The organism is Variovorax sp. VNK109, assembly GCF_049445855.1.
Classification (GTDB): domain Bacteria; phylum Pseudomonadota; class Gammaproteobacteria; order Burkholderiales; family Burkholderiaceae_C; genus JAGOCV01.
In genome coordinates this window covers 123147-149012 of record NZ_JBMSDV010000003.1, presented here as the reverse complement: position 1 = coordinate 149012, position 25866 = coordinate 123147, and the positions used below count along the sequence as shown (strand labels likewise).

The following is a 25866-nucleotide window of genomic DNA, read 5'->3' as shown; positions in this document are numbered from 1 at the left end:
ATGAGCTCGGCCAGCTTCGCCTCGATCAACGCACAGCTCGGCTCGATGGGCGCGACCTCCGGTGGGCTCGCTGCCGACGGCCGCTCGCTCAACGCGCTCAAGCTCGCGGCGAGCCAGGACGACCCGAAGGCGATCAAGGAAGCAGCCAAGCAGTTCGAATCGCTCTTCATGCGCGAGCTCATCAAGAGCATGCGCGAAGCGACGATGAAGTCCGGGCTGCTGGACAGTTCGGCAGGCGACCTGTCCACCGACATGCTGGACCAGCAACTGTCCGTCACCATGTCGGGTCTGCCCGGCGGCCTGTCGGACGCCATCGCGCAACAGCTCTCGCGCCAGATCGTGCGCCCCAACAACCTGCCCGGCACGAACGGGATGTCCAATGGCATGTCCATCACGCCGACGATCTCGCTGCCGCAGGTCACGCCTTCGGGCGACGGCGCCAATGTGTCGCCCAGCGAGCGGCAGTCCGACTTCGTGCAGAAACACAGCGCCGCCGCGCAGCGCGTGCAGCAGCAAAGCGGCATTCCCGCGAGCTTCATGATCGGCCAGGCCGGCCATGAGACCGGCTGGGGCCGCGGCGAGATCCGCAACAGCGACGGCAGCAATTCGTTCAACCTGTTCGGCATCAAGGCCGGCGGCAGCTGGACCGGCAAGGTCGCCGAGATCACCACCACCGAATACGTGGACGGCGAGCCGCGCAAGGTGACGGCGAAGTTCCGCGCCTATGACTCGTACGAGGATTCCTTCCGCGACTACGCGCGCCTGATCAACGAAAGCCCGCGCTATGCGCAGGCCCGCCAGCAGACCGGCTCGGTGCACGCGTATGCGAACGAGCTGCAGCGCGCCGGCTATGCGACCGACCCGGCCTACGCCTCCAAGCTGAGCCGCGCCATCAACGCCACGCTGCAGGCGCAGCGCACGCAGGCCTGAGCGACAGGACACAAAGCATGAGCGGCCTCCTCAACGTCGGAACCCGCGCGCTGCTGGCGAACCAGACGGCGCTGCAGACGGCCGGCAACAACATCGCCAACGTCAACACGCCGGGCTACTCGCGCCAGAGCGTGACGCTGGAGGCCGTCCTGGGCCAGAACATCGGTGGCGGCTATGTGGGCAAGGGCGTCAACGTCGCCGGCATCGAGCGCACCTACAACAGCTTCCTGACCAGGCAGGCGGCACTCACGCAATCCGTCGCGTCGATGGACGCCACGCGCGCCACGCGCATGCTGCAGCTGGAAGACCTCTTCCCCAGCGGCACCGCAGGCATCGGCTCTTCGCTCAACGACATGCTCAACGGCTTCTCGGACGCCGCGGCTTCGCCCGGCGACCTGACCGCGCGCAGCACGGTGCTGGCCAAAGCCGACGCCCTGGCCATGCGCTTCCGGGATGCATCGCAGCAACTGGACGATCTGGCCACCGGCACGCGCCAGGAACTGGGCGACTCGGTCAAGACCATCAACAGCCTGGCCACGCGCATCGCGACGCTCAACGATCAGATCGCACGTGTCGCATCCGGCACCGCCAGCCCCAACGATTTGCTGGATCAGCGCGACCAGTTGATCCAGGACCTGAACGGCTACGTGCAGACCACGACCGTGCCCGCGGCCGACGGCACGCTGGGCGTGTTCATCGGCAGCCAGCCGCTGGTGCTGGGCACCCGCACGTCCACCGTGTCATTGGCGGGCAACGAATACAACGACCTCTCGCAGCTCAAGCTGTCGATCAACAACGGCGGCCTGAGCGTCTCGCTCGACGAGAACCTGCTGGGCGGCGGATCGGTGGTCGGCCTGCTGCGCTTCAACAACGTGGATCTCGTCGACGGGCGCAACATGCTGGGTCGCATGGCGCTGGCCGTGACCACGGCCATGAACGCGCAGCACCATCTGGGCATCGACCAGGACGGCAATGCCGGCGGCGATTTCTTCACCGCGCAGACGCTCCCGCAAGGGCTGGCCGCCACCAGCAACCTGGGCACGGCCAACGTCAGCGCCGTGGTCGCCGATCCGTCCGCGATGGTGGCATCCAACTACCAGTTGCGTTTCGGCACCGGCGGCGCGGTGGAAATCGTGCGCCTGTCCGATGGCCAGTCGTCGACCTTCGCCAGCATGCCGGCCACGATGGACGGCCTGACGTTCAGCGCCACCGCCGGCGCGCAACCGGGCGACAGTTTCCTGGTCAAGCCTTTCGCGGCAGCAGCCGCCACGATCCAGACGGCCTTCACGTCCGCCCGCGGACTGGCCATCGCCAGCCCGGTGGAAGCGCGCGCCGGCACCGCCAACACGGGCACCGTGACCGTGCAGGGCGTGCAGGCCACTCAGGCCAATGCCAACCTCACCGCCACCGTGACGCTGACCTTCACCGGCGCCGGCACGTTCGACGTGACCGGCGCGGGCACCGGCAACCCCACGGGCGTGACCTACACGGCGGGCCAGCCCATCAGCTACAACGGCTGGGAAGTCACGCTCAAGGGCACGCCGCAGCCGGGCGACACGATCACGGTGCAGCTGTCCACGCCGGGCTTCCGCGCGCTGGACGGCGGCAACGCCACCGCGCTCATGAACCTGCGCGATGCCACGATGTTCGACGGCGCCAGCATGGCCGACGGTTACGCGGGCCTGATCGCGCAGATCGGCATCCGCTCGCAGGGTGTGCAGTACGCCGCGCAGGTGTCAGGCAACATCGCCGCGACCGCTGCGAGCGAGAAGTCCGCCGTGAGCGGCGTCAACCTGGACGAGGAAGCTGCCAAGCTGCTGCAATTCCAGCAGGCCTACCAGGCGTCGGCCAAGATGATCCAGATCGCGCAGAGCATCTTCGACACGCTGATCGACGGCCTCGGCCGATGAGCGCGACGCCATAGAAGAAAGAACCCTCCCGCATGGCCACCAACCTCACCCGCCTCTCCACTGCCGATGCCTACGATGCCGCGCTGCAGCGTTTGTCCACGCGCCAGCAGGAACTCTCCAGGATGCAGGAGAACCTGACGGCCGGCAAGCGCGTGCTGCGCGCGAGCGACGACCCGACAGCGGCCGCACAGGCCGAGCGCGCACGCACGCGCATGAGCCGCATCGCCACCGACCAGCGCGCACTGGACGTGCAGCGCAACGCGCTGTCCACCGCCGAATCGACGCTGGGCAACGCGGGCACGCTGATGCAGAGCCTGCGCGAACTGATCGTGAAGGCGGGCAACACCACCACCTATTCGGCCACCGACCGCGACGCGATGGCGCTGGAAATGCGCGGCCTGCGGGACCAGATCCTCGCGCTGGCCAATGAGAAGGACGGCAACGGCGCCCCGCTGTTCGCCGGCCTGGGCAGCACGGCCGCGCCCTTCGTGGACGCCGCCGGCGGTGTGGTCTTCCAGGGCATCCCCGGACAGGCGGCCGCGACGACGACGACCGTGCCGTCCACGCTGGACGGCTTCGCCACCTGGATGAACGTGCCCACGGGCAACGGCATCGTCACCATCACCCAGGCAGCCGGTACGTCGGCCGTGTGGTCCGACCAGAGCGTGATCGCCGACCCGGGTGCGCTCACCGGGCACGACTACAGCATCCAGTTCACCGTGACGGCGGGCGTCACCACCTACAGCGTGGTGGACAACACCAGCGCGACCACGGTCGTGTCCAACCAGCCTTACGTCGCCGGCAAGGACATCACCTTCGACGGCCTGAAAGTCACGTTGCAGGGCACGCCCGTCAACGGCGATTCGCTGTCCGTCGCGCCCAGCACGCGCAACAGCGTGTTCGACATCATCGACCGCGCCATCGCCATCGTGGACGGCAGCGCCGGCGGCCCGCTGGCGCACGATGTGGCGCGCTCGCTGTCCGAGGTGGACTCGGCGATGTCGCGCCTGCAATCGTCCCGCGCACAGGCTGGCGAGCTGCTCAACCGCGTGGACAACATCACCGACAGCAACAGCGCCCGCACGATCATCCAGGAGTCCGACCGCTCGCGCGCGGAAGACCTGGACATGGTGAAGGGCCTGTCCGACTTCAAGACGCAGGAAACCGCCTATTCCGCGGCCCTGGCGTCTTATGCTCAAATCCAGAAGCTGTCGCTGTTCAACTTCCTGTCCTGATCCGCCTCCGTGGTCCAGTCCGTTCTCGGCTCCATGACGTTGGGGTACCGGCCCCTTTGGAACCGGTCCCGCGAACTCGCGGGGGTACAGCTGTTCGTGCACGACAACCCCGAAACCACGCTCGATTCGCTGCATCTGCTGCGCACGCTGGAAGAACTCTGGTCCGCCGAATCCCCACCGCTGCTCCTGTCGGTCCAGTCACGCGCGCTGTTGTCCAGCCTTCTGGAGCAGGCCCCCGCAGGAGCGCCGTGGTTCGAAGTGCCCGGCGCCTGGGCCTCGAATGACGCCGGCCTGCGCGCCCGGGTGCTGGCCGCCCACAGGCGGGGCCTCAAGATGGTGTGGCGCGACGACGTCCGCCGCCAGCCGCCCCCGGATATCGCCCGCTGCTTCGAGCGACGCCTGCAGAGCCTGCAGACCGACGACACCCTGGCCGCGCTGCAGTCCATCGCGTCGCGGCGCGCCGGCCAGAACAATGCACGGCCCAGCCCGGTGCAGCCGGGGCAGATCTATGAAGGCATTGCCAGCCGTGCGCTGGCCGACCATTGCCTGGACCAGCAGGGCGCCTGGGCGCTCGCGGGCTGGCCGGCCGAAGACGTGCTGCACGCCTACCGCTACCAGGCGCTCCAGCCCTCGCACCGCGTGTGCACGCAGCTGCTGCTGGCCCTGGACACCGAACAACCCATGGAACGGCTGGAGCAGTTGGTCGGTGAAGAGCCCATCCTCGCCTACCGCTTGCTGACCTTCGTGAATTCGGCGGCGCTGGGCCTGCGAACCGGCATCGGCTCCATCCGCCACGCGCTGATGATGATGGGCGTGAACTCGCTCAAGACCTGGCTGGTGGAACAACTGCCCCACGCCAGCACGGATGCCGATCTGCAGCCGGTGCGGGCCGCGCTGGTGCTACGCGCCCGCTTGACGGAGAACCTGATGGACGCCGGCATCGAGGAAGACCTGCGGCGCGAGGTTTACCTGTGCGGGCTGTTCTCGCAACTCGACCTGCTGCTGGACGAACCGCTGCCCACCATCCTGCACCGCCTGCCGCTGTCGGACCGCATCCACTCCGCCACCGTGCTGCACACCGGGCCGTACGCCGGCAGCCTGCAGGTGGCCACTGCGCTGGAATCATCACAGGCCGGCCGCGTGCTGCAGATCGCCGCAGAGCACGAGATGGAAACGGAAGAGGTGAACCGCGCGCTGCTGCGCATGTTGTCGAACATGCGCAGGCCGACCTGACGATCAGTTCGCCGGCTGGTCGTTCGGCGCCGACACCATGGCCAGCCACGAACTGCTCATCGGCTGCGCGAGCGAGACGCGGCGTGCCGAAATCGGCGACTCGAACCACTTGCCATACAGCGTCACCAGCTCGCCCGACTTCGACAGCGAGCGGATCGTGTCGTCGGCCACCTGCTTGAGACCGGGGCGACCCTTGCGCATCATCACGGCGAGCGGCTCGATGTCGGTGCCGGCCAGCGTCACGCGGTTGAAATCCGTCGCCTTGCCGCCGCGACGCAGCACTTCACCCAGGAACACTTCGCCGGAGCCGACATAGGCCGCCGCCCTGCCCTCGGTCAGGTCGAAATAGGCGCGGCCCGCGTTGCGCACCGGCACCACTTCCCCGGCCACGCCGCTTTGTGCGCGCAACCATGATGCCGACGTACTGCCGCCGGCCACCAGCACCTTCTGTCCACCCAGTTGCGACAGTGCCGGAACCGGCTTGGCCTTGAGCGAAATCAGCTGCGCCTGCTCGACGCCATAAGCGACCGAGAAATCGAATTCCCCGGTACGCGCCCGCGTGTGCGACGTCGCACCGCATTCCAGGTCGACGACCTTCTCCCGCACCAGCAAGGCACGGGTGTTGATGGTGACGGTGTTGTAGCGCACGCGCAGGTCGGGCCGCTTCAGCGCCGTGCGCAGGTTCTGCGCGATGCGGTTGCAGATGTCCACCGAATAGCCCTTGGGCATGCCGTCCTGGTCGACGAATGCGAAAGGCAATGCGTCCTCGCGGACCCCGATCACGATCTCGCCGGCCTGGGCGATTTCCTGGAGGTCGGCGGACAGTGGCGCGGTCGACTGGGCCGATGCGGCGGCGACTGCGGACATGAAGACAGCGGCCAGCGACGCGCGCAGCCAGCGGGATTGGGTTTTTGCGATGGACAACATGTAAAGGATAGTAAGCGCCAGAAAAGAATCCGGGAAGTCTTGAAGAGAAAAGGTGAGCAAAGCAGTTACAAATTCGGATAATCGAACCCATCATGACTGCATCACCATCAAAAAAACTGCGTGTCTACTTGGTGGAGGACGATGTCGAGTTGCGGGAAGAGACGCTTTTCAGCCTCACCACGCTCGGCTTCGACGCCCACGGATTCGGCAACGCCACTGATTTCTACAAGGCCCAGGCCACCCGTCCCTGCGATGTGGCGGTGATCGACGTGGGGCTGCCGGGAGAAGACGGCTTCGCCATCGCGGCACACCTGCGCAACGGCAGCCAGGTCGGCATCGTGATGCTGACGGCGCGCGGCACGCTCCAGGACAAGCTGCACGGCCTGCAGCAGGGCGCGGACGCGTACCTCGTGAAGCCGGTCCACATGCTCGAACTCACTGCCGTGCTGCACAGCGTGACGCGGCGCATCACCGCGGCCGTCGACGCGACCCCCACCCCCTCCGACGAACCCTCGGGCTGGCAGCTCCTCGACGGCGGCTGGATCCTGAGCGATCCGCATGGCCAGACGATCCCGCTCACCACTTCCGAGCGTGCGTTCATGCAGTGCCTGTTCGAACGCATGGACACGCCGGTCAGCCGGGACCGGCTCATCATTGCCATGGGCGGCGATGCATACGACTTCGACCCCCATCGCATCGACTCGCTGGCCAGCCGCCTGCGCCGCAAGGCCGCCAATGCCGGCATCGCGCTGACCCTGCGCGCCGTGCGCGGCGCGGGCTACATCTTTCACGACATCGTCACGCCCAAGCGGCCGGAAATCTGACCCTCAAAATGTCGAAAGAAGGTCGCAAGACCGGCAAAAAGTCACGCTCGCCCACCCGTCCGTGAGGAATTGTGAGGAACGAAGAGGTAACTCACATGTTTGTAACGCGATTCTCAAGCCAAAATGTGAGTTGCAGTAACAAACCCGAGGTGGGATTCCCGTGTCTAGTACCCGTTCCGGACTCCCGCGCCGCCTGAAGCCGCGCGCACATCATTTCCCCCTTGAAGCCCGTCAACTGTTCGACGGCGCAGCCTTCGTCGAGGCCGCCAGCGCCGACGCGCCCGGCGCGCCTGCAGAAGTACCGCCGGAGGCCGCGGCCGATCACGGCGCAGCAGCGCCGGACGCGCACCCCGTCACGACACAACAGGACGTCGGCCCGGCGCACACGGAAACACCGCCCGTCCAGGTGTACGTGGTGGACGGGAGCGTGGCCGACCGGGAATCACTGGTCGCCAGCCTGCCCGCCGGCAGCCAGGTCATCGTGCTGGCGACCGATCGGTCAGGCACGGCGCAGATCGCCGAAGCGCTCGCCGGCCAAAGCAACATCGGCGCGCTGCACATCCTGAGCCACGGCACTGCCGAAGGCATCGTGCTGGGCAACCAGACGCTCGACGCGGCCACGCTGAGCGCCGCGCAGGCAGACCTCGACCGCATCGGCAGCGCACTCACCGCCGACGGCGACATCCTGCTCTACGGCTGCGACGTGGCCGCGAGCGACACCGCATTCATCGACCGACTGGCCACGCTGACGCAGGCCGATGTGGCCGCGTCGACCGACGCAACGGGCCATGCCGCGCGCGGCGGCAACTGGACGCTCGAGGCCTCGAGCGGCAGCATCGAGGCCACGGCGTTCGCCGCGATGGGCTACGACGCTTTGCTGGCCGCGCCGACCGTCAACGCGCCGGGCGCCGCCTACACCGTGGTCGAACCCAGCAGCATCAATGCGCCGGGCGCCAGCAGCGTGAACTTCAGCGGCTGGAGCCTTGCCGACGACGGCGCGGGCAACGTCACCGTGACCGTGCTGGTGGACAGCAATGGCGACCTGCTCGGCGACACGACGGTGGGCTCGCTCACCGTCGGCGGCGTCGGTGCCGGCGCAGGCACGCTCACCTTCACCGGCTCTGCCGCGGCGGCGGACGCCTGGCTCAAGAGCATCGTCTTCACGGCCTCGGACACCGAGCTCGGCGTGACGGCGGCCACGGCGACCATCCGCGTGACCGTCACCGACTCCGAAGCCACGCCGCTGTCCACGACGCGCACGCTGGGCGTGACCGTGACGCCGTCGAACGATCCCGTGTCGGTGGCCAACAACAGCCAGAACGTGGACGAGATCGTCAACACGGTCATCACCCCCGCCACGCTGGCGGCCATCGATGCCGAACTCGCACTCGGCACGCAGACGCCTGCGCAGATCATCTTCGGCGTGACGGGCCTGCCCCAACACGGCTACCTGATGCGCGACGGCACCCGGCTGGGCGTCGATTCGATCTTCACCTACCAGGACGTGCTCGACGGCAAGATCGTCTACGTGCACACCGCCACCGGCGCCGACCAGAACACGGCCGACGGCTTCTCGATCCGCGTGAACGACGGCGCCACGCCGACCGCACAGTCCGACACGGCGACCATCACGCTGAACATCACGCCCGTCAACCAGGGGCCGAGCGTCAGCGGCTCCGGCGTCATCCTCGAAGGCCAGCCGGCCAACGCGCTGGACGCGTCGAACAACCCGATCTCCGTCGTGGGCAACCTCATCGTGGCCGACGGCGGCGGTGACGACGACCTGTCCACGCTGATGGTGCGCCTGACCAGCCTGCCGACCGACGGCACGCTGTTCTTCACCGGCACGGCCATCGTCAACGGCGTGACGATGAACTTCACGAACGAGGCGATCACGCTCGCCTATGTGACGACGGGCACGGGCTTCCAGTTCTCCTACGCCGCGCGCGGCGGGCTCACCTACGGCAACACCGGCAACCGCGACGGCGACGGCAACCCCGCCACCGATTACGCCTACACCGACGGCTTCGGCGTCACGGTGACCGATGGCGGGGGCGGCACCGGCGTCGGTGCTTCGGCGTCGACCACCATCTCGCTGACCGTCCAGCCGGTAAACGACGACCCGGTGTGGGACGAAGGCTCCACACGTTCGGCGACGGTGACGGACAACGTCAGCTACACCGTGACGCTGACCGACACGATGCTCAATGCCTCCGATGTCGATTCGGGCGAAGAGCGGATGACCTTCGTCATCACGAGCGACACCACGCGCGGCGTCATCCTGCTCAATGGCGAGATCCTGCCGCTGGGCGGCAGCTTCACGCTGGACGACGTGCGCAACGGCCGTGTCGAATACGTGCAGGTGTCCGGGGCCGGCCCGGGCGAGTTCGACCAGTTCTCCTTCTCGCTGGTGGACAACTCGGTCAGCATCCGCTGGAACGCCGACGGCACGAGCATCGAGCGGCTGGGCGGTGTCTACGTGGACGGCGGCACGCCGGGCAATTTCGCCGATGACGCACTGCGCGTCTTCACCTTCGACATCGGCCTGCTGGAAACACCTGCGGGCAACGGCGGCGCCTTCCCGGACCGCGACCTCACGGTCACCGACGTCAGCTCCAATTTCGCCGGCACCGACAACCTCAACGAAACGCGCGGTGGCGGACTGGTCGAGGGCGGCTCGATCCTGCTGACGGGCAACACAGGTCCCGGCGACGCGGGCCTGCACTACTCGGTGGGCAACATCCCGGCCAACCAGACGGTCTACACCATCCTCGGCTTCGAAGGCGGGTCCGCCGCCGGCTGGAACGGCACGCTCGAACGCTTCACCGGCGGCAGCTGGGTGGCGATGAACGTGTACGACACCTTCACCCAGGACGACCTGGACAACAGCCGCGTGCGTTACACGCACGACGGCGGCGAGGACTTCGAATCGAGCGTGCGCCTGTCGGCATCGGCCGGCGTGAACATCGGCGGCGCGGTCGACCGCTGGGAGACGGAGTTCAAGTTCTTCGTCACCCCCGCCAACGACGCGCCGGTGATCGTGGGCTCATCGTCCTCCGTCATTCCCGAAGGCGGCACGGCCTACATCACCACCGGGCAACTGGGCATCTCGGACGCCGACGACGCGACCAGCGAGGCTTACTACGAAGCCGGCACCACGCTGGCCGGTGGCGGCGACAACTTCGCATACAACAACGATGCAACCGGCCCCGATGCCTTGCGCTTCGTGGTCTCCACACTGCCCACGGGCGGCACCCTGCAGTACTCGCTGGACGGCGGCAGTTCGTGGCAGAACGTGGTGGCAGGGGTGACCGTCATCCCCGCGAACGTGCTGACAGGCAACGCAGGCACCACCGGCCTGCGCTTCGTGAGCAGCGGCGACGAAACGCGCACGACCAGCTTCGACGTGTCGGCGCTCGACCGCTGGGACGCATCGTCCGGCACGGCCACGGTGACGATCCAGATCACCAACGTGAACGACGCGCCGCGCATCGCCACCGACCCGACGCAGGCCGACCCCGGCGCGCTGCCGGGCGAACCGGCGGGCACCGCCGTGAACGAGCCGCTGATCATTCCCGAAGGCACGCGCACGCAGATCACCACCGCGTTCCTGTCGGCCTACGACCCCGACAGCACCACCGCGCAGGTGCAGTTCCGCATCACCGGCACGCCGACCGAAGGCACGCTGCTGTACTCGACCGACGGCGTGACCTTCCGCCTGCTCGGCGTGGGCTCGTCGTTCACGCAGGCCGACGTGATGGCCGGGCGCGTCTACTACCAGCATGCGGGTGGCGAATCGGCGCCGGCCACCTACCCGGGCACGCCGAACGACAAATTCACTTTCACCATCTCCGATGGCGACAAGGAACAGAACAACAACGAGTTCTGGATCTACACGACCGAGACCAACGATGCACCGACCGTGTCGGTCTCCGGCCCGACCACGATCCACCTGGACAACGCCGGCGGGGCCGACCCGGTCGGCGGCTTCTCGGTGGGCGACGTGGACATCGCGGATGGCAACACCGACGTGATGCAGGTCGTCGTGCGCCTGCTGCAGGACGGTGGTACGCCGTTCACCGCAGCGCAGTACACCGGCGTGACGCTGGCGGCCTCCGTCGCAGGCGGCGGCGTTGCAACGGGGGGCACCAACGACTACCTCGTACTGCGCGGCACGCGCGAGCAGATCAACGATGCGTTGGAAACGCTGACCGTGACTTTCTCGAGCGACCGCGATGCGGCCTACCGCGTCCAGGTGATCGCCGACGATCGCGTGCGCGATGCCGGCACCGGCGCGCTGGTGGACAGCGTGCCCGGCGGTGCGGTCGACGCCACGGCCAACGGCGGCGCAAACAACCAGAACGGCGGTTCGCCCGCACTCGTGCCGAACACCGACGGCTTCAACTGGTACGGCGACGGCGCAGGCAGCGTGGGCAGCACCGGCATACCCCCGGGCATGGCCGGCAACATCGGTGCCAACACCGTGCGTGTGTTCGCCTCGTCGGAGAACGACGTGCCGACCTTCACCGGCCCACCCGATCTCGAGGTCTATGAAGACCAGAGCCTGTTCATCGGCGGCAACTTCACCATCGGTGACGCGGAGTCCGAGGCCTTCGGCACCTCGGTGTCCGTGAGCTTCAGCATTCCCGTCGGCCAGGGCACGCTGTCCATCGGCGCGCTCGGCGGCGTGACGGTGGATTCGTCCGTGGTCGGCGGCAACCAGGTGCTCACGCTCACCGGTCGCGCCGACCTGATCGAAAGCCTGGTCACCAACCCGGCGAGCGGCCTGCGCTATACAACGCCGGCGGGCGGCAACATCGATTACAACGGCACCGGCACGTCCGGCAGCGTCACGCTGACGGTGCAATTCAACGAAGGCGCATCGGCCATCGGCGACGCGCCCGGCGGCGGCGCGAGTGTCCCCAATGTCGTCGCACCGCTGGTGATCCCCATCACCATCGTGCCGGTCAATGACGCACCCACGGTCTCGGCCGGTTCCGGCGCACAACCCCTCGTGGGCACCACGCCGGTCGGCGGCTTCGTCGTCGGCGACGTGGACATCAACGGCGACATCGACGCCGACCCCGGCACGCTGGACGTGGCGGCGGGCGAGACCGACTTCGTGCAGGTCACCGTGCGCATCCTCGACGACGCGACGGGCAACCCGCTGGTGGCGGGCGACTACGTGGACATGACCGATCCGCTCGCGCCCGTGGACAACATCGTCATCAGCTCGTCGGCACCCGGCAACGGCGGCGTCACCGTGGACACCACCTTCGACGGCACCGGCAGCGCGCTCGTGATCCGCGGCACGCTGGCCGAGGTGAACGCCTACCTCGCCGGCCTGCAGGTGAAGATCGAAGGCCCACTGGCCAACATCGACGCCAATTACCGCGTGCAGGTGATCGCCGACGACCGCGTGCGCGACCGCACGACCGGTGCGCTCGGCGTCACGGCCAACGGCGGCGACAACCCGGCGACGGGTGGCGGCGTGCAGTTGCCGTCCACCGGCGAAATCGATCCCTATCTGACCGCCGGCATTCCCGCGCCGCTGGCGCCCAACGTGAACGTGGCGCAGCGCATCGTGTTCCCCACGACCCTCAACGACCCGGGGCAGGTCACCGTGCCCGGCACGCTGGTCGTGGATGAAGGCTCGGCCACCGTCACGCTCAATGGCACCATCGGCAACATCACGCTGTTCGACCCGGACGCCGGCGTGGCGAACACCATGACCGCCACGGTGTCGGTGCCCACAGGCTTCACGTTCAACAGCGTGGGCGGCACGGCGGCCGTCACCGGTGTCGGCACAGGCACCGTCGTGCTCACCGGTTCGCAGGACCAGATCAACGCCTCGCTCAAGGCGATGGTCATCAACCTGCCCGACGAACCCGATGCGCCCACGCCCAGCGACTGGAACGGCAGCTTCGACGTCACCATCGTCTACGACGACAAGGGCAACACGGGCGTGCGCCCCGACGTGCTGGGCGGCGACAGCAACGACCCGACCAGCGCCAACGGTGACTACGAGTACACCGACACGGCACCCGGCAGCACCGACAACGCACTGACCACCACGCGCGTGTTCACCATCACCGTGAACGCAGTGAACGATGCGCCACAACTGGCCAACCCGCTGGACACCGTCGTCACCATCGTGCCGTCACAGGCCGACCGGCCCGCCGACGCAGGTGGCCAGTCCGTCAACACGCTGTTCGCCGGCCAGTACGCGGACCCGCTGGACCCGATCACCGGCGGCTCGGCCAGCAACACCTTCCATGGCGTGGCGGTTGTCGGCCCGGCTGCCAATCCGGCCGAAGGCGCGTGGGAATACCAGATCGACGGCACCGGCCCCTGGATCGCCGTCGGCAGCCGCACCGATGCCAATGCGCTGGTGCTCGATGGCAACGACCGCCTGCGCTTCGTGCCAGCCGGCGACTTCAACGGCACGCCCGCACCGCTCACCGTGCGCCTCGTGGAAACCGGCGACGGCGGCAACAGCACCGTCGCGCCCACGGGCGGCACCACGCTGAACATCGCCGGCGCAACCGGCGGTACGTCGCGCTACAGCACCGGCACGCTCACGCTGACCACCAGCGTCGCGCCGCTCTCGCTCACCGTCACCGACGGCAACGGCGGCGGCACGACGGGCGAGGCCACCGTGTACGAGCAAGGTCTCACGGACGGTGGCGGCAGCCAGACGGCGACCGGCACCTTCGTGCTGAACGTGCCCGACGGCATCGACCGCATCACCGTCGGCGGCACGGACATCACGCTGGGCCAGCTCACCGGCCTGCCGGGCACACCGCTTGCGCCCATCGCCACGCCGATGGGCACCATCACCATCACCAGCTACGACCCGGCGACCGGCACCGTGGGCTACCGCTACACGCTCATCACGCCGCAGACGCATGGCGTGCCCGAAGTGACGAAAGCGATTGCCGTCTCTGTCACCGATACGGACGGCGACACCGTGGGCGGCACCGTCACCGTGCTGGTGATCGACGATTCGCCGGCCGCCAACGACGACCGCGCGAGCGTGCAGCTCGGTGGGCCGAGCGCGACGGTCGGCGGCAACGTGCTCACCGGCGGTGGCGCGGGCGATGTGGCCGACCGGCCCGGCGCGGACGGACCGACCACCGTGACGGCACTCGCAGGCGGCATCGTGGGCACGCCGCTGCCGGCCACCTACGGCACGCTCACGCTCAACGCCGACGGCAGCTACAGCTTCGCGGTGAACACCGAGCACCCCGCGGTGAAGGACCTCTACACCGGCCAGACGCTGGTGGAAACCTTCACCTACACCATCACCGATGCGGACGGCGACACCAGCACCGCGACGCTGACCATCACCATCCTCGGCCCGGACAACCGGATGCCGCCGATCATCTTCCCGGGCCTGGACCAGTTCGATCCGCCGGTGATCTACCAGCCGTTCGAGCCTGCCGTGTTCGTGCAGCTCTCCGTGGCCGAATCGGCGCAGCTGATCCAGTCGCTCTCCGCACAGATCGGCGACGGTCAGGGCATCGAGTTCGGCGCGGAAATCCAGAGCGAGCTGCTGGCCATCGACCAGGACATGACGAACACGCAGCACGTGAGCCGCGACGGTGTCGCCTTCAGCAAGCAACTGCTCGCCGAAGGCCAGAGCCGCGCGCGTGGCCTGGGCAACAGCATGGTGGTCGGCGCGTCCACGCTGTTCGACGACTTCTCGCCGTTCGGCCCGAACCCGGTAAACGCCGGCGAGGAAACGGCGCAGACGGCCGATGCCGGCACGGCGGGCCAGCCGGTGCAGGCCGCTGACGCATCCGGCGCGGACACCGATGCCGGTGGCACAGCGCAGCGGGACGCGTTCATTGCCGACCTCGAAGCCCTGCAGGCCGAGGCACAGGCCAGCATCGCCGCGCCGCGCGGAGCCACGCCGTTCTCCGAGCAACTCGCTGCGATGGCGGGCCGGCAAGGCTCGGTCAAGGACATGAGCCTGGCCGCCGCTACCCAGAAGGCCCGCCCCGTGAAAGTTCCTCAGGCCGTGAGCCATACCTGAGCACGCATCCGATTGAATGAATCAGAGAAGTAACAACACATGACGTCGATCACACGCAACTCCGTTCACCTCCTGTCCCACCCGCGCCCCGCATTCAAGCCCGCGCGGATCACCATGGGCGCGACCGTGGCCGTGGCACTCTTCCTCGCAGGCTGCGGCACGGTCAAGCCCGAGAAGATCCCCGCCTCCGAAGTCGCCAGCCGCGCACAGGCCGACCAGGAGCGCATCTACCGCGCGCAGGACCCGCTGCGCGGACCGGTGACGTTCTCGACCGCACTGGCCCGTGCGCTCAAGTACAACCTGGACTACCGCCTCAAGCTGATGGAGAGCGCACTCTCGCGCGGCCTGCTGGATGTGGCCAACATGGACCTCATGCCCAGGCTCGTGGTCGAAGCCGGCTACTCGTCGCGCAACAACGATTCGGGCGGCACCAGCATCGGCATCGAAGACCGCGTGGTGAGCCTGCGCCCCTCGACGTCGGAAGAGCGCTCGCACTACTACAACCGCGCCACGCTGTCGTGGAACGCGCTGGACTTCGGCATCGGCTACTACCGCTCCAAACAGGCAGCGGACGAATTCAACATCGCCGAGGAACGCCGGCGCAAGATCCTGCACAACATCGTGCAGGACGTGCGCAACGCCTACTGGCGCGCGGTGAGCGCGCAGCAACTGCTGGGCGAAGCCGACGCGCTGCTCGTGCGCATCCGCGATGCGCAGGCCAAGTCGCAGGAAGCCGAGCGTGCCGGCGTGTTGCCGCCCGCGCAGGCGCTGTCGTACCAGCGCGCACTGCTGGACGCGATGACGCTCGTGAACGTGAAGCGCCAGGAAATGGAATTCGCCAAGCGCGAACTCGCCGCGCTGATGAGCGTGACGCCCGGCACCGACTTCCAGCTGGCGGATCACATGGAAGACCGCCTGGCATCCGTGCCGGTCAATGTGGGCGAGCTCGAGCAGCTCGCGCTGGAAAACCGCCCCGAGCTGCGCGAGGAAGACTACAAGGCACGCATCGGCATCAATGAAGCGAAGAAGCAGATCGCCGCGCTGTTCCCCAGCCTGAACTTCTACGCGGGCGGCCGCTACGACTCCAACGAGTACATGTACAACAACAGCTGGTCGGAAGCGGGCGTGAACCTCTCGGTCAACCTGATCCGCCTGCTGGACTACCCGACCATCGAGCGCACCAACGAAGCACGCAAGAAGGCCGACGAGGCACGACGCCTCGCGTTGACCATGGCCGTGATCACGCAGGTGCGCGTGTCGGTGGAGCGCTACAAACTCTCCGTGCTCGACTACGAGCTCGCCGCCGAGTCGACGCGCGTGGACCAGCGCCTGGCCAGTGTTTCGCGCGCGGGCAGCCTCAACAAGCTGGAAAGCGAACTCGAAGCGCTGCGCACCGACTCGCGCGCGATCGTCTCGCGCTTCCAGCTGGCATCGGCCTATGCGGCCACGCAGGCAGCGTATGGCCGCATCATGAATTCGGTGGGCATCGACCTGCTGCCCGACGAAGTGGCCGGCACCGATGTGCCCACGCTGGCCAAGGCGATCGAAGCCAGCCTGGTCACGGGTGAACGCGATGCGTTCCTGATCCCGGCCGTCGAGCAGACGCAACCGCTGGCCCTGGCGATCCAGGTGTCCGACCTGCCGCCCGGCATCGACCGCGCGGTGGTGCAGGGCATCGTCGAGCGCGTGGTCACGCGCAATGGCCTCGAAGTGAAACCCATCGGGGCGCCACTCACGCTCACGCTGCAGTTCCGCCGTCTGGAGTCCCGCGCCACGGCGCGCGCGCAGTGGCAGATATTGCTGACCACACCGGGCCAGCCTGCACCCGTGCTGTCGCAGGCCTACACCAGCTTCCTGCCGGCCGACGTGCCCCAGCGTTCGGTCAATGCCTTCGCGGAAGCAGCCACGCTCTCCGTGGTGTCGGACCTGCGCAAAGCCGCCATCGCAGGCGGCACGCAGTGATGGCGGTGCGAATCGTGGCCGCAGCGGCGCTGTCGCTGGCGGCAATCGTCGCGCAGGCACAGGCGCAGGTACAGACGCCGACGCAAACGCAAGCCGCATCTGGCGCACCCGCAGCACCGGGCAAGGTGCGCTTCCTCGTCGTCGCCAGCAACGAAAGCGCGCTCTCGGCCGTGATTCCCGGCCGCATCGCCAGCGTGCCCGTGGGCCTGGGCGATGCGGTACGCGCGGGCCAGGTCGTCGCCTCGCTCGACTGCGGTGAGACGCAGGCCCGGCGCGACGCCGCCAGGGCCGAACTCACCGCAGCACGGTTGCAGCACGAAGCCAAGATGAAGCTGCAGGGCCTGCAGTCCGCCGCCGAAGTGGAGGTGGAACTCGCCGCCGCCAACGTGGACCGCGCGGCCAGCCAGATCCGCATCTTCGAAGCGCAGATCGCGCAATGCGTGTTCGTCGCGCCGTTCAGCGGCCGCGTGGCGCGCGTGCATGTGAAGGTGGGCCAGGGCGTGAATGCCGGTGCACCGGTGATGGACCTTGTCGGCTCCGGCCCGCTCAAGGCCCGGATGAACGTGCCTTCGGCATGGCTGGCCTGGCTGAAGAACGGCAGCAAGCTCAACGCCACCGTGGACGAGACCGGCGCGCAGTACCCGGTGCAGATCACGCGCGTGTCGGCCCGCGCCGACGCGGTGAGCCAGACGGTGGAAGTGGAAGCCGCCTTCACCGGCCGCACACCCCATGTGCTGCCCGGCATGAGTGGACAGGCGCAGCCCGTGCAGTAAGCTGCGCCAGTGAACCCGGACCTCTTCCAGACGCTGGTCGCCAAGATCCACGCGGCGCGCACCGCCGCCGAACTGTCGTTCGTGCTGTGCAACGACACGCTCGCGCTCGTGCCCTACCAGCAGGCCGCTCTGGTGAGCTTCACGGGTGCGGCGCGTGCACGGCTCGTGGGCCACTCGGGCCTGGCCGACGTCGATGCCGACTCGCCGTATGCGCTGTGGCTTGCGCAGGTCGCAAGACACCTGCAGTCCGCACTGGCCGCATTGCCCGACAGCGCGCGCGTGATGGGGGTGTCCGCCTCCACCCTGCCCCCATCGCTCGCCGCGGCCTGGGCCGACTGGTTGCCCGCACACGCCCTCGCCCTCGGCCTTTCGGGGCCCGATGGCGAACTGCGTGCGGTGCTGCTGCTCGCGCGTGCCGAGCCCTGGCCCGGGGAAATCGCGCCCGGCTCGCCCGAGTCCTGGCTGCTGCAGGCAACGGGCGTCTACGGTCACGCCTGGTGGGCCATGGCCGCACGGCGGCCTGCGTTCTCCGCGGCGCTGTCCGCCTTGTCCACCGGCAAGATCGCGCGCCGTGTGCTGGCGGCCGTCCTGCTCCTGCTGCTGATTCCCGTGCGCGAATACGCGCTCGTGCCTGCCGAGGTGGTGTCCAATCGCACGGAAGTCATCGCCTCGCCGCGCGACGGCGTGATCCGCCAGATGACGGTGAAGCCCAACACGCCGGTCAAGGCAGGGCAGGTGATCGCCGAGCTGGACGACACCACGCTCTACAACCGCATGTCGGTCGCGCAGGCGTCGCTCGCGAGTGCGCGAACCGAACTGCACCAGGCCTCGCAACGCGCCATCGAAGCGCAGGGCGCCAAGGCCGAACTGGGCCTGGCCGATGGCCGCGTGAAGGAGCGCGAGGTGGAAGTGCAATCCCTCTCGCGCGAGATGGAACGGCTGCAGATCAAGGCGCCGTCGGCCGGCGTGTTCGTCTATTCCAACCCCGACGACTGGGCGGGCCGCCCGGTGCAGACCGGTGAGCGCGTGGGCCTGCTGGCCGACCCTGCCACCCTCGGCCTGCAGGCCTGGGCTCCGGTGGCCGAAGCCGTGAACCTCGCGCCCGGCGCGCCGATCACGCTGTTCCTGCGCGTCGCGCCGCTCAGTCCGGTGTCTGCGCAACTCGACTATGCGAGCTACCAGGTCGTCGAGTCGCCGCAAGGCGTGGCGAGCTACCAGTTGCGCGGCACGCTCAGCGAAGCGTCGGACAAGGCGCGCATCGGCTTGCGCGGTACCGCACGCATCGCGGGCGACTGGACGGTGCTGGGCTACCTGCTGCTGCGCCGGCCCCTCGCGGCCGCCCGGGAGTGGTGCGGATGCTGAGCAGCGCCGCAGCATCCTGGCCCGCGCTGCGGCAGGAACTGCAGTTGCACGAGGCCGGCACCAACCGCGACGGCTCGCCCGCCTGGCACGTGGCAGACCCGGTGCGCAACCTGTTCTTCCGCATCGGCTGGCTCGAATTCGAGACCCTGCGCCGCTGGCACATGGGCGATGCGCGCGCCATCGCGCAGGACATCGCGGCCCGTACCACGCTGGCGGCCGAAGAAGGCGACGTGAAGCAGTTCGTCGATTTCCTGCAACAACAGAAGCTGGTGCGTCAAAGCGCCGCGCCGCCGAAGCAACCGCGCGCGGGCTGGAAGTGGCTGCTGGACAACTACCTGTTCATCCGCATCCCGCTGGTGCGGCCCGAGCCTTTCCTGCGCCGCCTGTTGCCCTGGGTGGACTGGCTGTTCTCGCGCTGGTTCCTGCTGCTCACGCTGTTTGCGGGTGCGACGGGCGTGGTGCTCGCCGCGCGCCAGTGGGACACGGTGCAGGCCAACCTGGCCGGTGCGATGACCTGGGACGGCGTGACGGGCTTTGCCGCCGCGCTCATCGTCTCCAAGCTCATCCACGAGATGGGGCATGCGCTCGTTTCCACACGGCACGGCGTGCGCGTGGGCCACATGGGCGTGGCCTTCCTCGTGCTCTGGCCCATGCCCTACACCGACACCGGCGAAAGCTGGAAGCTGGCCGACGCGAAGCACCGCTTCCGCATCGCATCGGCCGGCATCGCGAGCGAGCTGATGCTGGCCGCCTGGTGCACGCTGCTGTGGGCGCTCGCGCCCGACGGCAACCTGCGCAACGCGTTCTTCTTCCTGGCCACCACGGCCTGGGTGCTGACGGTGGCGGTGAACGCCAGCCCCTTCATGCGCTTCGACGGCTACTTCATGCTGTCCGACCTGCTGGACTACCCCGGCATGCACGAGCGCGCAGGCCGCTGGGCCAAGCGCTTCGTGCGGCACACGCTGCTGGGCCTGGACGAACCGGCGCCCGAAGCGCAGACGCCGGGTTTCCGCCGCTTCCTGATCGGCTTCGCGCTGGCGACCTGGGTGTACCGGCTGGTGCTGTTCCTGGGCATCGCGCTGCTCGTGTACCACGCGTTCTTCAAGGCACTCGGCATCTTCCTGCTGTTCGTGGAACTGGCCGTGTTCATCGGGCGGCCGGTCGCCAGAGAGGTGGGCCACTGGTGGCGGCACCGGCGCGAGGTGCCCCGCCAGCGCCTGTACGCCGGCGTGGCCGCCGTGCTCGCGGGCCTTGCCATCGTGCTGGTGCCCTGGTCATCCACCATCCATGGCAGCGGCGTGCTGCGCGCGGGGCTGGAGCAGCCGTTGTATGCGCCCTTCCCCGCGCAGTTGCGCGAGATCCGTTTCGCCAACGGCGATGTGGTCAGCGCCGGCGACGTGATCGCCATCCTCGACGAGCCCGCGCAGGTGAACGAGCGTGACAAGGCCCGCGCACTCGAAGCCGCCTACCAGCGTACGGCGCGCGGCGCGCTGGCCGAGGAGTCCGATGGCGCGGCGAAGCAGGCCGTGGCCGAGCAGTTTGCCGCCCGCTGGGAGGCCGAGCGCATCGCGCGTGATGCCGAACTCGACCGCCTGCGCCTTGTGGCCCAGCACGAAGGCCGCCTGCGCGACGTGGACCCGGCGCTGCATGCCGGCAGCTGGGTGAACGTGCACACGCCCATCGCCTGGCTGGTGGACGAGAAACGCTGGCGCGTGGAAGCGCTGGTGACGGAGAAGGATGCGCTGCGCCTCATGACCGGCAAACCCGTGCGCGTCTACCTGCAGGGCACGCAACACGCCTCGCATGCGCCTATGGCGGGCAACATCGTTGCCATCGACAGCAGCCCCGTGCAGAAGCTGCCGCACCTGTTGCTCGCGCAGAACCACGGCGGCCCCATTGCGCTCGCCCCCGGCGGCCAACCGGCGGCGCTGCGCCCTGCGGACGCCCTCTACCGGGTGCTGATCGAGACGGAAAGCGCCGCAGATCCGGCCCTGAGCCCGGCTGTCAGGCTCGTCCACGTGCAATTCGAGGGCGAAAGCACGAGCCTGGCGAAACAATGGGCCGCCGCAGCGATATCGGTGCTCATCCAGCAGGCCGATTTCTGAGAAGAAATCCACACCCCGGGCACCGGATCATGAACAATCATTTCCTGACTGATAACAAACATTGCAGGCAGCATTAACAACTGTTGCCGGCACCCACAAGCAAGCGACCCGTCTCCAGAATCCGTTCCATGCCAACGCACACACCAGTGCAAGGGCTCAACCCAAAAGGATGGAAACCATGAACCGGATCAACCCTGTCTCGAAGCAAGTCGCTTTCAACCGCGCGCTCAAGGCCGCATTCCTGTCTGCTGGCGTCCTGCTGGCTTGCGCCCCCGCCGCCCACGCCGTGACGGCCACCACGACCTTCCAGGTCACCGCATCGGTCGTCAAGGCCTGTCTGGTGACCACGCCCCCCACGCTCGGCTTCGGTACGTACGACCCGAACTCGTCCACGCCGCTGAACAGCACGACCACGTTCTACGTGACCTGCACCTCCGGCACGCCCTACTCCATCGGCATGAGCCCCGGCGTCTCCAGCGGCGCTTCGGTGACGACCCGCCGCATGACCAGCGCCTCGGCCGCCGCCGGCAGCAACACGCTGTCCTACGGCCTGTACAAGGACGCTGCCCACACCGTGAACTGGGACAACAGCACCGCCGCCACCGGCTACTCCGGCAACGGCACCGCCCAGCCCCTGACGGTCTACGGGCAAATCCCGGTAAACCAGTACACCGCCGCGCCCGCCACTGATTACACTGACACGATCACGCTGACCCTGACGTACTGATCAGTAAAGGGGGGACATGAATCCCGGATCCGTATCGCGTTTCGTACTGGCCTGCGCGCTTTCCGCCGGATTTCTGCCGGCCGGGGCGCTTGCCGCCAGCATGCACGTCGCCCCCCTGCGGCTGGACCTCGGCCCGCAGCGGCCCGTGGCCTCGATGGTCATCGGCAACCCGGAGCAGGAAGAGTTCGCCGTGCAGGCCGAAGTCGTCGCCTGGACGCAGGAGAACGGGCGTGACGTCTACACGCCCACGCGCGACGCGCTGATCAACCCGTCCATCTTCCGCATTCCCGCCGGTGGCCAGCAGATCGTGCGCGTCGGCCTGCAGGTGGGCACCGACGCGAAAGAGCGCAGCTACCGCGTCTTCGTGCGCCAGTTGCCGCAGGAGCGCGGCCCCGGCCAGGCCACCGGGCTGCAGACGCTGCTGCGCATCGGCATCCCCGTGTTCGTCGCCCCCGCGCAACCGGCTGAAGCCGCCGAGTGGCGGCTGGTTGCCAGTCCCACGGGCGGCTGGGACATCGCGCTGGAAAACAAGGGCAACACGCACATCCAGATCACGAGCCTTGTGGTGCGCCGCGAGAACGGTGAGGAGCTGGTGCGCCGCAGCCTCTCGCATTACGTGCTGCCCGGCAGCACCATGCCCATCGTGCTGGACAAGTCGACGCTGCCCGCGCTGGCGGCTGACACGCCGCTGCGCATCGAAGCCGTCGCCGCCGGGGACCGCGCGCTCCCGCCCATCGTCCTGCGCGTACCCAATGCGCCGCCGGCTGCGCGTTAACCCATGGAGCTGCCTCGGCTGGCTCATCGCGCACCCGGTGCTGGCGCAGGCGGCCGGCGGGGTGGCATCGCCTCCCGAGCGACCGATTCTCCTGGCCGCGCTCAGCTCCGCGCCAGCCAGCGCCGCGGCGAATGCCGATGACGGCGAAATGGCTTTCCTCGAAGTGCGCATCAACGGCCTGCTGCAGGACGCGCCGCGCCCGTTGCTGCGTCTGGGTGCCTACCTGCTCGTCACCGCCGCAGACCTGAAGACGTGGCGGCTCGTGATCCCGGGCGAGCCCACGCTGCGCAGGAACGGCACGGACCTCTACGACCTGCGCGCGCTCGCGGGGGCACGCATCTCGATCGACGAGATCACCCAGACGGTCGACCTGCAACTCTCGCACGAGGCCTTCGAAACCAGTGTCGGCGCGGCTCGCGGCATCGAGCGGCCGCCGGTGTTCCCTTCGGTGTTCGGCACCTTCATGAATTACGACATCGTGATGCAACAGGACCGCGACGGCACGCGCCTCTCGGGCCTGTTCGATGCCACGGCATCGGCCGACTGGGGCACGCTGGGTACCAACCTGCTCGCCGGCCAGTCGGGTTTCGGCGGCCGCGGCAACGGCGCCGTGCGGCTGGACAGTTCGTATGTGCGCGATGACCCGGACCGCCTGCGCCGCCTGACCGTCGGTGACTCGATCACGCAGTCAGCGCCCTGGTCCACGCCCATCCGCTTCGGCGGTGTGCAGTTCGGCACGCGCTTCGGGCTGCAACCGGGCTACATCACCTATCCGCTGCCCACGCTGCGCGGCGGTTCGGCCATCCCCTCGTCGGTGGAGGTCTACATCGACAACGTGATGCGCTATCAGCAGCCGATCCCGGCCGGCCCGTTCGCCATCAACAACGTGCCCGTACTCTCGGGCGCCGGGGAAATGCGTTTCACCGTGACCGACGCGCTGGGCGTTCGCCGCTCCGTGACGACGCCCTATTACGTGAGCGCCAACCTGCTGCGCTCGGGCCTGTCGGACTATTCCATCGAGGCCGGCTGGACGCGCCTGCGCTACGGCGAGCGCAGCTTCGACTACGGCGATCCGTTCGTCTCGGGCAGCTGGCGGCGCGGCCTGACCGACAGGTTGACGGTGGACCTGCGCGCAGAAGCCGCCGCCCACAGCCGCACGGCGGGTGCCGGCCTCACCTGGATCTGGGGCTCCATCGGCGAGTTCTCGCTGCACGGCGCGGCCAGCGGTGGCCAGCGGCCGGACAACTCCGCAGCCGTGCCTGCGAGCGTGCCGATGCTCGATGGCAGTGGCCGGCTCGTGCGCGCGTCGTACACACGCAGCAGCAAGGACTGGAATTTCTCGGTGATGCGCCAGGTCGCCAGCCGCAACTTCACGCAGATCGGCTGGCAGGACGACTTCGCGCACATCAACCGCCAGACACAGGTGTTCGCCGGCCGCTCACTCGGGCCGCGCTACGGCTCGGTGGGGGCGAGCTACACGCAACTGGGCTACAGCACGGGCGACCGCATCGTCGTCACCTCGGCCAACTGGTCCATCGGCATCGGCGCGACGTCATCGCTTTCGACCTACATCGCGCGAACACGGCAGAACAGCGGGCAATCGACCACGTCGGTCGGCCTCACCTTCAGCATGGTGCTGGACGCGAACCGCAGCGCGTCGGTGTCGATGCAGCGCTCCGACAACCAGCGACCCTCGGTGCAGGCCGAATTCGTGCAATTGCCCCCGGGTGACCTGGGCCTGGGCTATCGGGTGCGCGCATCGCGCGGCGACACCGAGCGCGCGGAGGCCGGTGTGGAATGGCGTACGCGCTGGGGCATCGTGTCGGCCGACGCAGCCGCTGTGCGCGGAGAAACGGCGACGCGCCTTCGCGCCAGCGGTTCGGTGGGCCTGGCCGACGGCATGCTGTTCACCTCACGCTCGTCCAACGAGGCCTTTGCACTGGTTACCGTCGAAGGCTCGCCGGGCATCACGATCTACCGCGAGAACCAGCCGTGGGCCGTGACCAACGACAGCGGCCGCGCCATCGTGCCGGGCCTGCGCGCCTACGGCACCAACTACCTCAGCATCGATGCGGGCGACCTGCCGATCGAGGCGACGCTGCGGCGCGACAGCATGCAGGTGGTGCCACGCTACCGGTCCATCGCCGATGTGCGCTTCGATCTTTCGTACGACCTCGTCGTCAACGCGACCGTGCAACTGGCCGACGGCACACCGCTGCCACCGGGCATCGACGTGGTGGGTGCCGACCGCAAGGAACCGCTGCTCACCGGCTACGGCGGCGCGATATCGATCGCCGGGCCGCGCTCGGGCGAAGTCTTCGAAGCGCGCTGGCGCGGGCAACGCTGCCGCTTCGCACTGGGCGCCATCGATCCCAAGGCCAAACTGCCATCGCTCGGGCCGTACACCTGCGAGATCGTCCGCAACACATTGCCCGGTTCGACCTTGCCGGCACCTACTTCCTCATCACCGCCATGAACGCAAGCCAACTCAAACCCTTCGCCGCGTGCTGCACGATGGCCGTCGCAGCGATGACCTTCGCACCCGCCGCGCACGCCGGCTGCACCGGCATCGGCCTGTTCAGTTGCAGCGCAACGGTGAGCGTGCCGCTGCCGCTGTCCTTCGGCAACTACAACCCGGCCTCGTCCAAGTCCGGCGCGACAGACATCTCGGTCACCGGCACGCTGTACGGCATCGGTATCCTCGTCACGTTCTCCTACAGCATCAGCCTGAGCGCGGGCGCCAACAGCACCATCGCCAACCGCGTGCTCAATGGCCCGGGCACGCCGCTGGCCTACAACCTCTACACCAGCGACAACTACCAGACCGTATGGGGCAACGACGGCCGCAGCGACAGCTACTCGGCCGTGGCCGCCGCATTGGGCGCATCGGCCACGCGCACTTACACGGTGTATGGACTCATCCCGGCGGGCCAATACGTGGCAGCGGGCGGCTACAGCAACACCATCACCGTGTCGGTGGTGTATTGACACCCGCGTGGTTCACCGCATCACGTTTTCGGGTGGTCTGTCGTTCCAGCTGGGGCGAATCATCAGCAAGCAGGTGA

At 68.2% G+C, this 25866-nt stretch carries 15 protein-coding genes; 14 read left to right on the top strand and 1 reads right to left on the bottom strand.

Annotated elements, in window-relative coordinates:
- From flgJ to ACO2Q9_RS11745, 4 genes are read left to right on the top strand one after another with little or no spacing between them, the layout of a single operon-like run.
- Positions 1-930: a flagellar assembly peptidoglycan hydrolase FlgJ gene (gene flgJ, locus ACO2Q9_RS11760; protein WP_423311514.1), complete on the top strand. Its 930-nt coding sequence runs from the start codon at positions 1-3 to the stop codon at positions 928-930.
- 17 nt (positions 931-947) lie between these two features.
- Complete coding sequence (gene flgK, locus ACO2Q9_RS11755) at positions 948-2840, top strand: flagellar hook-associated protein FlgK (RefSeq protein ID WP_423311512.1); 1893 nt, start codon at positions 948-950, stop codon at positions 2838-2840.
- A 32-nt stretch (positions 2841-2872) separates the two neighbouring features.
- Entirely contained in the window at positions 2873-4075 is a 1203-nt protein-coding gene (flgL, locus tag ACO2Q9_RS11750) for a flagellar hook-associated protein FlgL (RefSeq protein WP_423311510.1), read from the top strand.
- 9 nt (positions 4076-4084) lie between these two features.
- A complete protein-coding gene (locus ACO2Q9_RS11745) occupies positions 4085-5308 on the top strand; it encodes an HDOD domain-containing protein (RefSeq protein WP_423311508.1) in 1224 nt (407 codons plus the stop codon).
- Between the two features lie 3 nt (positions 5309-5311).
- Here the strand turns inward: ACO2Q9_RS11745 and ACO2Q9_RS11740 are convergent, their stop codons facing one another.
- Positions 5312-6235 carry a transporter substrate-binding domain-containing protein gene (locus ACO2Q9_RS11740; protein ID WP_423311506.1) on the bottom strand — a complete coding sequence of 308 codons (924 nt, stop codon included), beginning with the start codon at positions 6233-6235 and terminating at the stop codon, positions 5312-5314.
- A 92-nt stretch (positions 6236-6327) separates the two neighbouring features.
- On the opposite strand from ACO2Q9_RS11740, the gene ACO2Q9_RS11735 reads away from it, so the two are divergent.
- From ACO2Q9_RS11735 to ACO2Q9_RS11690, 10 genes are all read left to right on the top strand, one after another.
- Complete coding sequence (locus ACO2Q9_RS11735; RefSeq protein ID WP_423311504.1) at positions 6328-7059, top strand: response regulator transcription factor; 732 nt, start codon at positions 6328-6330, stop codon at positions 7057-7059.
- A gap of 160 nt (positions 7060-7219) precedes the next feature.
- Positions 7220-15097 (top strand): DUF4347 domain-containing protein, encoded by a 7878-nt coding sequence (locus ACO2Q9_RS11730; RefSeq protein ID WP_423311502.1) that lies wholly within the window; start codon positions 7220-7222, stop codon positions 15095-15097.
- Positions 15098-15136: 39 nt separating this feature from the next.
- Positions 15137-17059, top strand: coding sequence for a TolC family protein (locus tag ACO2Q9_RS11725; protein WP_423311499.1), 1923 nt, complete (start codon positions 15137-15139; stop codon positions 17057-17059).
- Complete coding sequence (locus tag ACO2Q9_RS11720) at positions 17059-17832, top strand: efflux RND transporter periplasmic adaptor subunit (protein ID WP_423311497.1); 774 nt, start codon at positions 17059-17061, stop codon at positions 17830-17832. The genes ACO2Q9_RS11725 and ACO2Q9_RS11720 overlap by 1 nt, the downstream gene beginning before the upstream one ends.
- A 9-nt stretch (positions 17833-17841) precedes the next feature.
- A complete protein-coding gene (locus ACO2Q9_RS11715) occupies positions 17842-19194 on the top strand; it encodes an efflux RND transporter periplasmic adaptor subunit (protein ID WP_423311495.1) in 1353 nt (450 codons plus the stop codon).
- Positions 19188-21299: an HlyD family efflux transporter periplasmic adaptor subunit gene (locus tag ACO2Q9_RS11710; RefSeq protein WP_423311493.1), complete on the top strand. Its 2112-nt coding sequence runs from the start codon at positions 19188-19190 to the stop codon at positions 21297-21299. The genes ACO2Q9_RS11715 and ACO2Q9_RS11710 overlap by 7 nt, the downstream gene beginning before the upstream one ends.
- 178 nt (positions 21300-21477) lie before the next feature.
- Complete coding sequence (locus ACO2Q9_RS11705) at positions 21478-22026, top strand: Csu type fimbrial protein (RefSeq protein WP_423311491.1); 549 nt, start codon at positions 21478-21480, stop codon at positions 22024-22026.
- A 16-nt stretch (positions 22027-22042) separates the two neighbouring features.
- Complete coding sequence (locus tag ACO2Q9_RS11700; RefSeq protein ID WP_423311489.1) at positions 22043-22801, top strand: fimbrial biogenesis chaperone; 759 nt, start codon at positions 22043-22045, stop codon at positions 22799-22801.
- Complete coding sequence (locus tag ACO2Q9_RS11695) at positions 22779-25277, top strand: fimbria/pilus outer membrane usher protein (protein WP_423311487.1); 2499 nt, start codon at positions 22779-22781, stop codon at positions 25275-25277. The genes ACO2Q9_RS11700 and ACO2Q9_RS11695 overlap by 23 nt, the downstream gene beginning before the upstream one ends.
- A complete protein-coding gene (locus ACO2Q9_RS11690) occupies positions 25274-25789 on the top strand; it encodes a spore coat protein U domain-containing protein (protein WP_423311485.1) in 516 nt (171 codons plus the stop codon). The genes ACO2Q9_RS11695 and ACO2Q9_RS11690 overlap by 4 nt, the downstream gene beginning before the upstream one ends.
- Positions 25790-25866 lie beyond the last annotated feature (77 nt).

Excerpts from the sequence above, each read along its gene's own strand:
- flgJ (WP_423311514.1), top strand. The coding sequence starts at position 1 with ATGAGCTCGGCCAGCTTCGCCTCGATCAACGCACAGCTCGGCTCGATG.
- flgK (WP_423311512.1), top strand. The coding sequence starts at position 948 with ATGAGCGGCCTCCTCAACGTCGGAACCCGCGCGCTGCTGGCGAACCAG.
- flgL (WP_423311510.1), top strand. The coding sequence starts at position 2,873 with ATGGCCACCAACCTCACCCGCCTCTCCACTGCCGATGCCTACGATGCC.
- ACO2Q9_RS11740 (WP_423311506.1), bottom strand. The coding sequence starts at position 6,235 with ATGTTGTCCATCGCAAAAACCCAATCCCGCTGGCTGCGCGCGTCGCTG.
- ACO2Q9_RS11735 (WP_423311504.1), top strand. The coding sequence starts at position 6,328 with ATGACTGCATCACCATCAAAAAAACTGCGTGTCTACTTGGTGGAGGAC.
- ACO2Q9_RS11725 (WP_423311499.1), top strand. The coding sequence starts at position 15,137 with ATGACGTCGATCACACGCAACTCCGTTCACCTCCTGTCCCACCCGCGC.
- ACO2Q9_RS11720 (WP_423311497.1), top strand. The coding sequence starts at position 17,059 with ATGGCGGTGCGAATCGTGGCCGCAGCGGCGCTGTCGCTGGCGGCAATC.
- ACO2Q9_RS11710 (WP_423311493.1), top strand. The coding sequence starts at position 19,188 with ATGCTGAGCAGCGCCGCAGCATCCTGGCCCGCGCTGCGGCAGGAACTG.
- ACO2Q9_RS11705 (WP_423311491.1), top strand. The coding sequence starts at position 21,478 with ATGAACCGGATCAACCCTGTCTCGAAGCAAGTCGCTTTCAACCGCGCG.
- ACO2Q9_RS11700 (WP_423311489.1), top strand. The coding sequence starts at position 22,043 with ATGAATCCCGGATCCGTATCGCGTTTCGTACTGGCCTGCGCGCTTTCC.
- ACO2Q9_RS11695 (WP_423311487.1), top strand. The coding sequence starts at position 22,779 with ATGCGCCGCCGGCTGCGCGTTAACCCATGGAGCTGCCTCGGCTGGCTC.
- ACO2Q9_RS11690 (WP_423311485.1), top strand. The coding sequence starts at position 25,274 with ATGAACGCAAGCCAACTCAAACCCTTCGCCGCGTGCTGCACGATGGCC.